This is a genomic window from Virgibacillus halodenitrificans (genome assembly GCF_001878675.1).
GTDB classification, from domain to species: domain Bacteria; phylum Bacillota; class Bacilli; order Bacillales; family Amphibacillaceae; genus Virgibacillus_Q; species Virgibacillus_Q halodenitrificans.
Window position 1 is genome coordinate 3490480 of sequence record NZ_CP017962.1, and the last position, 13573, is coordinate 3504052.

Sequence of the window (13573 nt, forward strand, 5' to 3'; positions counted from 1 at the left end):
GAAAACGGATTTTCTATTTATAAAGAAGTGCTTTCTTCAATTGCTGTTTTGTCATTAAACGTTTTTAGATTCAATTTTTCCAAGATACGAGAGCTTATTGTTCCTGAAACCATGGCACCATTAACATTCAATGCTGTACGTCCCATATCAATTAAAGCTTCAATGGATATAAGAAGACCAGCAAGAGCTACAGGCATATTCATGGACGAGAGGACAATTAATGCAGCAAATGTCGCTCCGCCGCCCACACCAGCAATACCGAATGAGCTAACACCGATAATTAATACCAACTGCAGAATGAAGCCTGGTGATAGTGGATCAATACCAACTGTTGGCGCAATCATGACTGCAAGCATAGCAGGATAAATACCCGCACATCCATTCTGCCCCATTGTTGCTCCAAAAGATGCTGACATGTTTGCGATTCCTTGATCTACACCTAAAGAGTTTTTCTGGGCTTGAATGTTCAACGGAATGGTTCCCGCACTGGATCTGGAAGTAAACGCAAAGCCAAGTACAGGTATTACCTTTTTCAGATATGTTAATGGATTTAAACCAAACACTCCTACTAACACTAAGTGAATGATAAACATAACAAATAATGCTACATAAGAAGCAATTACAAATTTACCAAGCTCTACAATTCCAGCAAAATCTGTGTTTGCTACTGTATTAGCCATTAACGCCAAAATACCAAATGGTGTTAAACGTAACACCAATGTCACTATTCGCATTACCACAGCGTACAGGGAGTTTATAATCTTCGTAAACATTTCTGCCTGCTCCGGGTTTTTACGTCGTACACCAAGTACGGCAATCCCTACAATAATAGAGAAAATAACAACAGCTATTACAGAAGTAGAGCGTTGTCCTGTCATATCCATAAAAATATTTGATGGAATGAAATTAAGGATCTTATCGGGGGTGGATTGATTTTGCACCTCTCCTAATGTTGTTTCCAGCATTGTCCCTCGTTCACTCTCTGCTTGACCTGCTTCAATTTGCTCTGCACTTAAATCAAATAATGTAGCAGTCCCTATTCCTACAAAAGCAGCAACCATCGTGGTGGTTATTAATATCCCGATAATCCATGCTGACATCTTTCCTAACTCAGCTGAGTTTTCCAAATTAATGATTGACTGAATAATGGATACGAGTACTAATGGTATAACAATCATCATAAGTAAACGCACATACCCGCTACCAACAATGCTGTACCAGTCTGTTGTTGCGGTCAGCACATCAGACCCCGTGCCATAGATTAATTGTAAAACCGTCCCCAATAAAATTCCCAAGCCCAAACCTGTAAACACTCTTCTAGAAAAAGAATAGTGCTTCTTTTGCATCCAAATTAGCAAACCAATTACAGCTAACAATACGGCAATATTTAGAAATATATAAAGTAAATCCATTTCTTCTTCCCCTCCCTGTTAATCATTTAGTAAATTTATTATATGCATAAGTTTATAGAAATGACCTAAAATATATAATTCCGATAAATTTACTATGACTTAATTTAAAATACATTGATTTAAGAGAAGTGTCAAGCAAGTTTGGTAACAATTCGAATATATTTTTGAAGAAATCAGTGGTCAATAATACCTTCCTGTGAGCGAGGATTAGAAAGACATATCCATATATGAGATATATTTTTCAAATTAAGAAGTTTTGCTACAGACATTGGGATACAAGCATAGTATTTTGTTCATTCATAGTAGGAGTATACTGCGAAGTAACTTTATTGATGAAAAGCTCAGTGAAATATTTGAGAAGAAGTGCCCCATTGATTTCCGTTTCAGGCGGACGCTTTCCACCGGCATGGCCTCAGCCGCTTCCTCCGCTACGCTCCGTTCAGGGTCTTCGCCTCATGCTATTCCGGCAGGAGTCGCGGGCCAACAGGACAAGGAAAGCTTCTAAGAGAAACATCGCACGCAGAAAAAGCGGGTTTCTTTTTCAAGGACGTTGGTCATACAATTGTTGCCACAAATGTTTTCGATGGGGCGAGTTAGCGCAGCCCCAGTCCCAGGACGTGGCGTTCTTAGATTGCCGCCCTCCACTCCAATCAATTTGTATCTGCTTTGTACCATAAATAACGGGTTATTATCTAACCACTTTACCAGTGAAGGAAAAACACGAAGACTCCTGTGGGAAAAGCAACAGCTGAAGATCCCGCAGGAAGTGGTTTTCTTCCGAGGAAGCTGAAGCGTTGCCCACGGAAAGCGAAGTGTATTTTCCGAAACGGTCATTTACAAACAACCAAGTTACGTCGCAGTTTATCTATATTCCGAATCACTGAATAACCTTAACATATATATCAGAACCAATTAAAAACCCCCTCTTCCGTTAATTAACGAAAAGAGAGGGCTTCCCTTATCCTACTCTAATATCTGCTTCCAATTCGATTTCTACGTTTCCTTGAATCGCTCTGGAGATCATGCAACTTTTTTCTGCCTTTTCCACTAGCTTTTTAAGTTGATTAATTTGTTCCTCAGTCGCATTTTCCTTAAGCGTAACCTCAGGCCGATGTATGATCTTCTTATACGTAAATACTCCTTTTGTCACATCTACAATACCTTCTGAATTTAATCCCATATTTTCTAAAGGGAGTTCAGCGCGCTCTATCATTGCAGCAAGCGTTATTACATAGCAAGTTGCAGCTGCTCCAAGTAACATTTCATCTGGATTTGTACCAATCCCCGGTCCATCCATTTCAGGAGGGATCGATATTTTTGTTTTTAAGTTTGTAGACTCAATAAAACCATCACTATTCCGTCCACCAGACCAAGTAGCCTTTAAATGAAAATGATGTTCTGCCATTTTATCACCTCTGTCTCAGAATAGCAGAAACGGTAGGAAAATTAGAGTAAAAAGCGAGGTAAAAATAAAGATTAATTATTGTTTTATTACAAACACTATTATTTAGCCATGTTTGGTTTTCATTCATTGGTGGTAATGTTAGACTAAAAACAGGGAATGTAAAATAATGTACGTTCCTCCAATAAAGGATGAGAGTAATTGAATTCTAAAAGTCAAGCTTCTATAATTGCAAGCTCTGTTGGTAAATTATTGCGAGACAACTTCGGGAAGGGCCCCGGGTCTATCTATGTTTCCATCAGCAAAGGGTTTGTCACAATGTATCTGCAAAACTTTTTAGCCCCAATGGAACGTATTTTGTTAAACCAAAAAAATAATTTAAAAATCCAAGAGACCAGGGATCTCTTGATGAGAGAGCTTATTCCTGAAATAAAATGGATTCTTACTTCAGAATTACAAACAAATGTAAATTCAATTCTTTATGATTGGGAATTGGAAAGAAAATCCGGAATTATTTTTGCTGAGTTAGAATCAAGTGAAAGTGAAGTTGAAGAGGAAGACCTTGATTATCCAGCAAAAGAGAAGCTTCACGAGGAGGTTAGACGCTTTACAGAAAAAGCGCAAAAAACCCCAAAACACTTAGTTTCTTACAAGCTAAACGAACGTACGATCATTTCAAAGCGAGAACAAATTTTAGTATTAATTGAGAAAGAGCTTATTAAATCAGGTTTTTCTGAACAGCTAAGATTATCAAAAAGAAAATTGGAGAAATCCTTAATAAATATAGATTATATAGAGAGTGTCTTAAAACAGGAAATCCAGGATGTATTTGTAGACTGGGATTTTGCTGAGGATGCTGGATACGTTGTATTTATTTTAAAAACAACTAAATAGTTGGTGGGAATGTCAGGACAATAGCGCCTGGGCATAAGCCGAGAAGAGAAAATTCTCTTTTCGGCTATTTTTTTGTTTTATTTTCAGGGGAAGGGGGATTTAGAAATTATGTATAAAGTAGTGGCTATTGGAACAAATGAAGTAAATGCAGATATGGCCTTCGACGGAAAGGTAATTACTTTTCATTCCTATGAAGAAGCTGAGTTGTTTTTAAAAGAGTCTCAACAGAAAGTGTTTCTTCCAGATAACTATAAACTTGTTATAAAAAAAGAATAAGTGAGACGAAGCCGTTCGCGCATTAAACTATGCTGGGGTATCTACCCAGCATAGCGAGAGTGCAGTAGCGTTGATAGAGATTACTGTCTATCGAGAATTTCTTTTAAAACAGCTGCCTGATTATTGTTTTCATCTTTCGCTGAAAACAATAAAGTAATATGCTTGTTATGCTTTTTAGTTAAATCTTTTAGTTCTTCTAGTTCCTCATTTTGGTCTCCATTTTGAAGTTCGTCTTTATATTTCTTCTTAAACTCAGAAAACTTTTCGGGGTCATGGTTAAACCATTTGCGGAGTTCGTTGGATGGACCGATATTTTTCATCCATTCGTCCAGATTGGCTGATTCTTTAGACATACCGCGAGGCCATACACGGTCCACAAGTACGCGAAAGCCATCGTTTTGATCCTCTTCATTATAAATACGCTTTATTTGTACAGGCATTCTATCTCCTCCTTACTATCCCATTACCCATTGCATAGCAAACGGAAACACGAAGCAAGCTTTCAGCCATTTTAGAACGTCTCTTTTAAAAGATAGTTTCTTCTAATAAAGTAGAAATCGTCGGAGACTATTTAAATCAATAATAAAGGAATTTCCTCCTATGTGGTTCTGAATAAAAAAACACCTACCTGTCAGGTAGATGTTTTTCTATTAGCTTGATTGTTCGTCTTTGTTCTCTTTTACCCCAGAAGCAAACCATCCGATAACCGCAATAGCTACTAACACAATATAGAAAGTTAATTTCCATATTGTAGAATGTGGGAAGTGTTCAGGAATCCAAGCTACATCCGGATGTGCCATTACAATAACAGCTAACTTAATTCCAACCCAACCTACAATCACAAAAGCTGCTATCTCAAGTCCTGGTCGCTTATGAAGCAAATCAACAAAGATGTTTGCGGCAAAACGCATGATAATCAGACCAATCATACCGCCAGCAAAAACTACAGCAAATTGTGCTGTATCAAGGCTTCCTACATGGCCAAGATCTGTTGGTGGCAGAGCAACTGCCAAAGCTACTGCCGCTAAAATTGAATCAACGGCAAAGGCTAAATCAGCAAACTCGACCTTTAAAACAGTCATCCAGAAGCCATTGCCTCTCGCAACCTTTGCCTTTTCCTCTGCTTCCTCTTCTTCTTTCTTCCCGGACTTTAACTTTCCATACAAATTCTTTATAGAAATAAATAATAGATAAGCGGCACCTAGTGCTTGTACCTCCCATACATCTACGAGAAATGAAATGATAAACAAGGAACCAAACCGCAATACAAACGCTCCTGCCAGTCCATAAAAAAGTGCTTTCTTCCGCTGCTTTTCAGGAAGATGCTTTACCATAATAGCCAAAACTAATGCATTATCTGCAGCTAGAAGCCCTTCTAAACCAACTAAGACAACGAGCACCCATAGGTATTCCAACAATAAATCTGCACCCATTACTTAACCTCTCCTCAATATAAAAAAGTTCCTACCAACAGGTAAGAACCAAAAAGAGACCCTTACCTGTTAACGGTAAAGGTCTCGCAAACAACGTCCGTTGCCAATAAAGCCGGAGAATAAATTCTCGTAATGACGACTTTAATTGTACAGCTACTCCCCTTTAGGAATATTACATTCCTTAATTAAAAACTATAAATGAAAAAATGTCAACTAAGGACCTTACCGATCTACATATTTTTTAAGTAGGATACCCTTATTTGAATATCTATATTCATCTTTTTGTTCTAATTTGCTCAATCATTTCGTCCATGGCAAGCTTAATCAAGGTTAGTTTTCTTTCACTATCTTGTTTTGATTCTCCACAAACACCGTAATAATATTTAATTTTAGGTTCTGTACCAGATGGACGGAGGCATACCCAACATTCGCCTTCCAATATCAGTTTTATCATATTCTCCTTTGGCAGTTGAATTGTTTCAGCTTCTGCTTTGCTTGTTAGAAATTTCCTTTCACTTTGTAAGTAATCCTCTGCCACTTCTACTTTAAGGTCAGCAATTTTCGTTATTGGGTTATTTCGAACAGCTTCCATAATTGCTGCAATTTGCTCCGTACCTTCTTTCCCTTTTAATGTGAGAGAAGACATCCCTTCCATATAGTAGCCGTGTTCTTCATACAATACCTCTAAGGCTTCCAACAATGTTTTACCTTTTCCATTCCAATAATATGCCATTTCACTGGCCATTACCGCTGCCTGTACAGCATCTTTATCTCGCACAAAGGTGCTGATCAAATAGCCATAGCTCTCTTCATAGCCAAATACAAAGGTTTCACCCGTGGCATCAAATTGATGGATCTTTTCACCAATATATTTAAATCCTGTCAATGTATTTATTGTTTTAACATTGTACGCATCTGCAATCGCGCGGCCAAGCTCTGAAGTGACAACTGTTTTAATCATACGTGCACTTTTTAACACCATCGGATCACTGTGGGATAAAATATAATCAAGCATGAGAGCTCCGAGTTGATTTCCGGTCAAAACCTGATAATCGCCTGATTTATTTTTAACTGCCACACCTAGTCGATCAGCATCGGGATCAGTACCAAGTAGTATTGCAGCATCTGTTTTTTCCCCTTGTTCAATTGCCATAGTGAACGCTTGGTGTTCCTCCGGATTTGGAGAAGCTACAGTTGAGAATTCCGGGTCAGGTTTTGCCTGTTCTTTCACAACCTCCACATTGGTGAAGTTCAATTGTTCCAAGCCGCTCATCACAAGATCATGTGCTGTGCCATGTAGCGGTGTAAACACAATACGGAGATCTTTCTCCTTCTTTCGCGCTTCTTCATCCAATTTGGTAATGGACTGAAGTCTCTCTAAGTAACCGTGGTCCACTTCCTGGCCTACCCAATTTAGCAGTTCTTTTTGTTCCAATTCGCTTCTTTCCATTACAGGAACAAGTAGCTCATCTTCCGTATTCTGAATATAAGAAACAATATCAGCAGCCTGGTCTGGTGTGATTTGCCCCCCGTCTTCATTGTATACCTTAAAACCGTTGTATTCAGGTGGGTTATGACTTGCCGTTATCATTATCCCGGCTACAGTTCCTAAGTAACGTACAGCATAGGAAAGTAGTGGAGTAGGCCTTAATGATTCAAATACATATGCTTTAATCCCATAAGAACCCAATACTTTTGCTGCTTCCACTGCAAATTCCTGAGACATATAACGTGAATCATACGCTACTACCACACCACGGTCTTTAACGTTCACTGTGTTTTCAAGAATATAATTAGCCAACCCGTTAACAGCTTTACGAATGGTATAAATATTCATTCGGTTTATACCAGGCCCAAGTACGCCTCTCATTCCACCTGTACCAAAAGTTAATTCCTTATAAAACGCATCTTCTAATGCTTCATGATCATCTTTTAATTTTTCCAAATTTTCCCTGAGATCCGGATCAAGATCTTGGTATCCGAGCCATTTTTCATACACCTTTTGCCAACTAGCCATTCTAGTACCTCCACAACTATGTATATATGGTCAAATTCTAGCATATTTTCATACAATATTCTATATAATGGGGTAGTTTAGGTTTTTTTATTGAAGGATATAATAAGAATACTTCCTATAATGAAGATAAAACGTTAAAATAATAATAATAATTAACTATGGTTACGAAAGTTGGGGTAAATGTGGCAAACAAACGCTGGTTTCAAATACTAGTATTCTTTGTATTAGTTTTTCTATTAATATGGCTCATTTCTAAAACAGAATTTATTTTTACACCCGTTTTTCAATATCTTGGTGCGGTTGCATTTCCTATAGTGGGAGCTGGCATTCTATACTATTTGTCGAAACCACTTATGCACCTGTTTGAACGGCTTAAAATTAATCGGATTTTTTCCATTGTACTTGTTTTCCTGGTTATTATTCTGCTTGTCTATTTGTTTATTAATTACATTGCTCCAATTGCGCAGACACAGTTTAATAATTTAATTGACAACATACCCGGTATGGTGGGAATGATAGAAGATTTTATTACATATTGGCAGAATAACTATACTGCTCTTCCAGACCAAGTGTTAGAGGCAGTACAAGACTTCACGGATAATATTCAAGCCTATGTAGAAAACATTTTGAATTCCGTATTTGGTTTTATTAGTCAGCTTATTGGAATTTTAACAGGACTTATTTTAGTACCTTTCTTCCTCTTTTTCATGCTGAAGGATGGGGATAAATTGGTACCATTTGTAACGAGAATTTTTTCACCAAAAAAGGCATCCAATATTAAGAGTTTGCTTGGAAAAATTGATGATACGTTAACAGCGTTTATTCAAGGACAGCTTATTGTCAGCTTTGCTGTTGGTGTGTTGCTGTTCATTGGGTATTTAATTATTGGACTGAAATATTCATTAACACTTGCTTTGTTTGGTATGCTAATGAATGTTATCCCATTCCTGGGGCCGTTTATTGCTGTAGTACCTGCGTTAATTGTTGGCGCTATTCAGGATCCGATCATGATACTTTGGGTAGCAATTGTCATGGTAGCCGCCCAGCAAATTGAGAGTAACTTAATCTCTCCAAATGTTATGGGGCGGGCACTTGATCTTCACCCATTAACTGTAATCACCGTAATTCTTGCTGCTGGCAGTATTGCAGGATTTCTTGGAATTCTCTTCGCAGTTCCATTTTATGCAGTAGCTAAAACAATCATTGTGCATTTTTACCACACCTACCAGGATACAAAAAAAGATAAAAATGATGCATTAATCTAAAAAAAAGGCTGGGACAACTTAGTTGTGTCCCAGCCTTTTTCTCTCCTATTATTCCATGGAGTAAACAGTAGATGAACCCACTTCATAGTACCCAATCATTTGATATATATGATTTGAAGTACTATTTGATTTATCTGTATACAAACTGCAAAACTGATAACCCTCTTCAAGGAATTGAGTACTTAAGGACGCCACAAGATCTGTAGCATACCCATTTCTTTTATAAGCATCTGGTGTGTAAACAGCATTAATCGTAGCCCCATGCTTAGTTGTACGAGATCTGTTAGCCATCGATACAAATCTACCGTTTTTCTTCCAAAGATAAGCAGATTGATTTTTTATAAAGCTTCTTGCAAGTGTCTCCGCATAAGACTTTGTAATGTCCTCATTCGCTTCCTGTCCAAAGCAAATAAGCCACTTTACAAGTAAATTATATTGCTTTTCAGTGGCAGGTACTAACATACCTCCAGAAATAGGAGTGATTTTGACCTCGTCCAGCTGATAAATTAATTCATTCATGTGGATATTGGCCTTTTTGCCTGTAATGGCCTTCCATTCTTTAACAAAATAAGATGCATACAGATCCGGGCCCAACACTCCTGGTATGTCCATATTTGTCCTGTTAAGAAATCTCACTATCTCTTGTACTACACTTTTATCTACGTTTTCCACATCTGCTAAAATCCAGTTATGGGGAGGTGTTTGCATAAAAGCATAAATTGCTCCTTTATCGTTCTCTACTAATCCAAGGTGGCAATCTGACCTGTTTTTCAAGATCCGATCAATTAACCCAAGCATTAAGTTGTTACAAGCTTCTTTATGTAGTAATAAGGATTCCACCTTTTTCGCATACTCTCTTACGGATGTTATGAACCTAATTTCCACTTAATCCCCCCTGTATTTATAACCTGTATTCATATAATGGTAACCGATATTCTTGTTTTGTAAAGGGAATTTCAGCTAAACTAAAAGCAGAGGTGATCAACGAATGACAAAAAAAGAATTGGAAGCTAAATTAGATGAATTAAAATCAGATTATGTAAGAATCCAAAGCGATATGGATAAATTAGAATACGTCCGTGGGAGAGTTTCTTCCGCAGAAGCACAGTTAATTCGCCTGGAGGGTGAAATCTCAGAAATCAACAAAAAGCTTGAAGCGTACGAGTAACATAATAAACCTAAATAAAAAGTGAAGCCATCAGAGGCTTCACTTTTTATTATTTCCATTTATGCTATTACGCTGATTTTCCAGTTTTGCTTCTATTTTTGCCTTTTCCTTATTTGGAGGTGTAAGGCTTATAATCGTATCTCCGACAGATGGAACTGTGCGCATTTCTTCTGAATAGAATTTCAACTGTCCTGATGGCTTAATTAAGTACAGAAATACAGTGGAATTATCTTTATCAGCTACATATTGCTTATAGTTGTACTGTGAAGTTAATGTCGTCTGTCTAAACACATAACCACCTGAAAGTTTATCATTTAAGTCGTCCATAGTGAACTTTTTATCAAACAAAATTCTACCTCCAACTTTAGAGACGATTTCCGTTGAATTGTTGACTTCAGAATGTGTGTATGGACTGATTTTAAATACATTCGTTCTACCGTATTCAGGCATAAACGTCGTACATACTAATGCATTGTAGGCATGGTCATCTGTCATAGCAATCATATATTCATATGGAATAGTATCCAGATTATATTCTGTCTGTTCAGAAAGAATATTCCCATGATAGAAGTTAATTCCAGATTCCCTCACAGCCCTTAGCCGCTCCCAAGAAGAATCTACAATAATCACTGGAATCTTCACCTTTGTAAGTGTCTTAGCAAGCTCCACTGTAAAACGATTCGCACCAATTATTAACGTGCCTGGTCTTCCTTCCATGGAGAGATGAAGTTTCTTAGATAACCACCCAATAGAAAAACCATGAGCTATTACCGTAAAGAATACAAGCCCAAAGGTGAGTGTGGTTAGAATTTCAGCATCTTCGTAGCCCGCAGACTGAAGAATGGAAGCAAAGTATCCCGAAACTGTCAAAGCAACAATTCCACGTGGTGCTATCCAACCAACTAATACCTTTTCATTAAGGGACATCCCAGTTCCTATAGTGGACAGGAAAATAGATAGTGGGCGAACAATGAACATCATTAATAAAACATATCCAATAATACGTGGACTAAAAATCTGTAGTAGTGTTTCTACTTGTAGAGATGCAGTCAACATAATAAAAATGGTAGAAATAAGAAGTATGGAGATGTTCTCCTTAAAGTGTCGCATATCTGATATGGAACTAATCCCCATATTGGCCAATGTAATTCCCATTGCAGTCACAGATAAAAGCCCTGTTTCATGCATGATTTCATCCGCACCTGTAAAACATAGAATAACGACAATCACTACAGCAGGAGATTTTAGAAATTCCGGAATATGTCCTGTTTCAAACATCCAGCCAATTCCTCTACCACATGCCCAGCCAAAAATCACGGCAAATAGGGATGCTGTAAAGAAGAGAATCAATTTCGTTCCACTTGGGTCTGTTGCTGTCATAAAGGAAATAATCTCAAAAGCGAAAACTGCAAGCAGTGCACCAATAGGATCTACAATAATTCCTTCCCATTTAAGTATCTTGGCAGGCCTTGCTCTTAATTTGGACTGTCTCAATAACGGCATAATTACTGTTGGCCCTGTAACTATAAACAAGGCACCTATTATGAAGGCAACTGCCCAAGAAAGACCAGCAATATAATGAGCTGTTAGAGATCCTAGGATCCAGGCAATAAAAGCACCCACAGTAGAGATACGAAAAACTGGCTTACCAAGACCACGAATCTCTTTAAAACTTAAATTCAAGCTTCCTTCAAATAAGATAATCGCCACTGCAACCGATATGATTGGATTATATAAATCACCAAAATCTTCTTCCGGGTTAAGAATACCAAGAATTGGCCCTGCCAGAAGGCCGGTGATGGACATGACAACAATTGCAGGCATCCGATAACGCCATGCTATCCATTGGGAGCCAATCCCCAAAAGACCGATAAGCATAACTTCAAATAAAAGAGATGGTACCATATCATACCCCCTATGAAACTAAATATAAAGTCATTCTATATGTGGAAGAAGAAATTGTAAACAAATTACTCCACATCTTTTCATTTTATAAATGGTAAAGCTACTTTATTTCGCTCAAATCAACATTATACCTATTTTTTCCTTTTTATATCTTGTCACAAAGATGTTAGATATTAATTCCAGAGAAGATTGACAGTTCATATCACTTACTGTTAATATAAGTTCGTTTCGGTTTATTATTTCTGAACAATTTAACTTTTTTGTTTTCTGATAATATAGAAAATGATGCTAATTGAATGTATTTGCTATAACACGCAGGAGGCGTACATTACTATGAATAAAGATGTTTTTATTATTGGATTTATGTTATTCGCACTATTTTTCGGAGCAGGAAATTTAATATATCCACCTGTACTGGGAATGGAAGCAGGCACTTCCTACCCGGGAGCCATCATAGGATTTGTTATTACAGGCGTCGGACTCCCTATTCTGGCAGTTACAGCAATTGCATTTGTTAAAAACGATGCCAGAGAATTAGCGAACCGGGTGCATCCTACATTTGGGATCATATTTACTTCTGTTATTTATTTAGCTATCGGTCCATTTTTCGGAATACCACGTGCTGCAACAGTGGGTTTTGAAATGAGTGTGGAACCATTTTTAAAAAGTCATACCTCATCTATTGCACTATTACTATTTACGAGTATTTTCTTTTTATTCGTATACATTGTCTGTTTAAACCCTTCTAAAATGGTTGATCGTATCGGTCAGTACTTGACACCAATACTACTTATTTCCATTGTCGGGTTAATTGTTGGTGGCTTCTTTCTGTTAGATTCACCACAAGCTTCTCCAATTAAAAAATATCAAGAATCTCCTCTATTTACTGGTTTTGTGGAGGGTTACCTTACAATGGACGCCATTGCTGCATTAGCATTTGGGATTATTGTGGTAAATGCCTTTAAGGAACGTGGGGTAGAAAACAGAAGCGATCTGGTACAAGCTACTTTAAAAGCTGGTGCAATTACCGGTATTGGGCTGATCGCCGTGTATTCTTCCATCGGATGGATTGGCACAAAAATGGCGAACAGTGGCACCTACACGAATGGCGGGGAAATTCTTTCTGCAGCTGCTAACTCTATGTTTGGTACACTTGGAGCTCTACTGCTTGGTGTTATTGTAACCCTTGCTTGTTTCACTACTTCCGTAGGGCTTATTGTAGCATGTGGTCAGTTTTTCGCAAAAATAACACCTATTTCTTATCAATGGCTTGTACTTATAATAACTATAGGAAGTTTTCTAATTGCTAATCAGGGACTGAACACGATCATCAGCATCTCTGTGCCTGTATTGGTATTCCTTTATCCAATTGCGATCGTATTAATTTTACTTACATTTTTACACAAGTTATTTCATGGCAACCAAGGAGTCTATCGAATTAGTATCCTATTTACTGCTATTGTCAGTCTTTACGACGGAATGGCGGAATTTGGATTCGATATGTCTGCAATTACCCCAATAATGGAAAAACTACCTTTCTTTCAAATTGGACTAGGATGGCTGCTTCCTGCGATAATTGGTGGTATCATCGGCTATTTGCTAACAAAGAATCCATCTAAACCCTTCATAGAAAGCTGAGCATACGTTCAGCTTTCTATATTTTTACATTAAAATAAAAAAGATAAAAGCTCCGTGTTGATGTACTCACTCTCCAAAGGGAATCTCCTCACCCAATAAGCGCCTGCGCTATAAAAACATCTGATATATAAAACAATTATTCAAATACTCCACAGTAGTGAAT

At 37.6% G+C, this 13573-nt stretch carries 12 protein-coding genes; 5 read left to right on the top strand and 7 right to left on the bottom strand.

The window, feature by feature from the left end; all coding sequences use genetic code 11:
* Positions 1-17: 17 nt before the first annotated feature.
* Entirely contained in the window at positions 18-1412 is a 1395-nt protein-coding gene (locus BME96_RS17275) for an L-cystine transporter (RefSeq protein ID WP_071649749.1), read from the bottom strand.
* 958 nt (positions 1413-2370) lie between these two features.
* Positions 2371-2817 (bottom strand): OsmC family protein, encoded by a 447-nt coding sequence (locus tag BME96_RS17280; protein WP_071649750.1) that lies wholly within the window; start codon positions 2815-2817, stop codon positions 2371-2373.
* Between the two features lie 198 nt (positions 2818-3015).
* Between BME96_RS17280 and BME96_RS17285 the strand changes: the two genes are divergently transcribed.
* Positions 3016-3708: a Na-translocating system protein MpsC family protein gene (locus tag BME96_RS17285; protein WP_019376697.1), complete on the top strand. Its 693-nt coding sequence runs from the start codon at positions 3016-3018 to the stop codon at positions 3706-3708.
* Positions 3709-3816: 108 nt separating this feature from the next.
* The gene (locus BME96_RS19695) at positions 3817-3984 is read left to right on the top strand and encodes a hypothetical protein (protein WP_019376698.1); all 168 of its coding nucleotides are present in this window, start codon (positions 3817-3819) and stop codon (positions 3982-3984) included.
* Positions 3985-4064: 80 nt separating this feature from the next.
* Here BME96_RS19695 and BME96_RS17290 read toward each other — a convergent pair whose 3' ends face one another.
* The 3 genes from BME96_RS17290 to BME96_RS17300 all read right to left on the bottom strand — a co-directional run bounded on the left by BME96_RS17290 (position 4065) and on the right by BME96_RS17300 (position 7434).
* The gene (locus BME96_RS17290) at positions 4065-4424 is read right to left on the bottom strand and encodes a DUF488 domain-containing protein (protein ID WP_019376699.1); all 360 of its coding nucleotides are present in this window, start codon (positions 4422-4424) and stop codon (positions 4065-4067) included.
* 210 nt (positions 4425-4634) lie between these two features.
* A complete protein-coding gene (locus tag BME96_RS17295) occupies positions 4635-5417 on the bottom strand; it encodes a TerC family protein (protein ID WP_019376700.1) in 783 nt (260 codons plus the stop codon).
* Positions 5418-5691: 274 nt separating this feature from the next.
* Positions 5692-7434 (bottom strand): phospho-sugar mutase, encoded by a 1743-nt coding sequence (locus BME96_RS17300; RefSeq protein ID WP_071649751.1) that lies wholly within the window; start codon positions 7432-7434, stop codon positions 5692-5694.
* Positions 7435-7616: 182 nt separating this feature from the next.
* On the opposite strand from BME96_RS17300, the gene BME96_RS17305 reads away from it, so the two are divergent.
* On the top strand, positions 7617-8699 hold the full coding sequence (locus tag BME96_RS17305) for an AI-2E family transporter (protein WP_019376702.1): 1083 nt from the start codon (positions 7617-7619) through the stop codon (positions 8697-8699).
* Positions 8700-8747: 48 nt separating this feature from the next.
* On the opposite strand, the gene BME96_RS17310 is transcribed toward BME96_RS17305, so the two are convergent.
* Positions 8748-9584 (bottom strand): GNAT family N-acetyltransferase, encoded by an 837-nt coding sequence (locus BME96_RS17310; protein ID WP_071649752.1) that lies wholly within the window; start codon positions 9582-9584, stop codon positions 8748-8750.
* 103 nt (positions 9585-9687) lie between these two features.
* Here BME96_RS17310 and BME96_RS17315 point away from each other — a divergent pair, with 103 nt between their 5' ends.
* A complete protein-coding gene (locus BME96_RS17315; RefSeq protein WP_040956607.1) occupies positions 9688-9867 on the top strand; it encodes an SE1832 family protein in 180 nt (59 codons plus the stop codon).
* 39 nt (positions 9868-9906) lie between these two features.
* On the opposite strand, the gene BME96_RS17320 is transcribed toward BME96_RS17315, so the two are convergent.
* The gene (locus BME96_RS17320; protein WP_071649753.1) at positions 9907-11772 is read right to left on the bottom strand and encodes a cation:proton antiporter; all 1866 of its coding nucleotides are present in this window, start codon (positions 11770-11772) and stop codon (positions 9907-9909) included.
* Between the two features lie 333 nt (positions 11773-12105).
* Between BME96_RS17320 and brnQ the strand changes: the two genes are divergently transcribed.
* Positions 12106-13410 (top strand): branched-chain amino acid transport system II carrier protein, encoded by a 1305-nt coding sequence (gene brnQ / locus BME96_RS17325; RefSeq protein WP_071649754.1) that lies wholly within the window; start codon positions 12106-12108, stop codon positions 13408-13410.
* Positions 13411-13573: the final 163 nt, after the last annotated feature.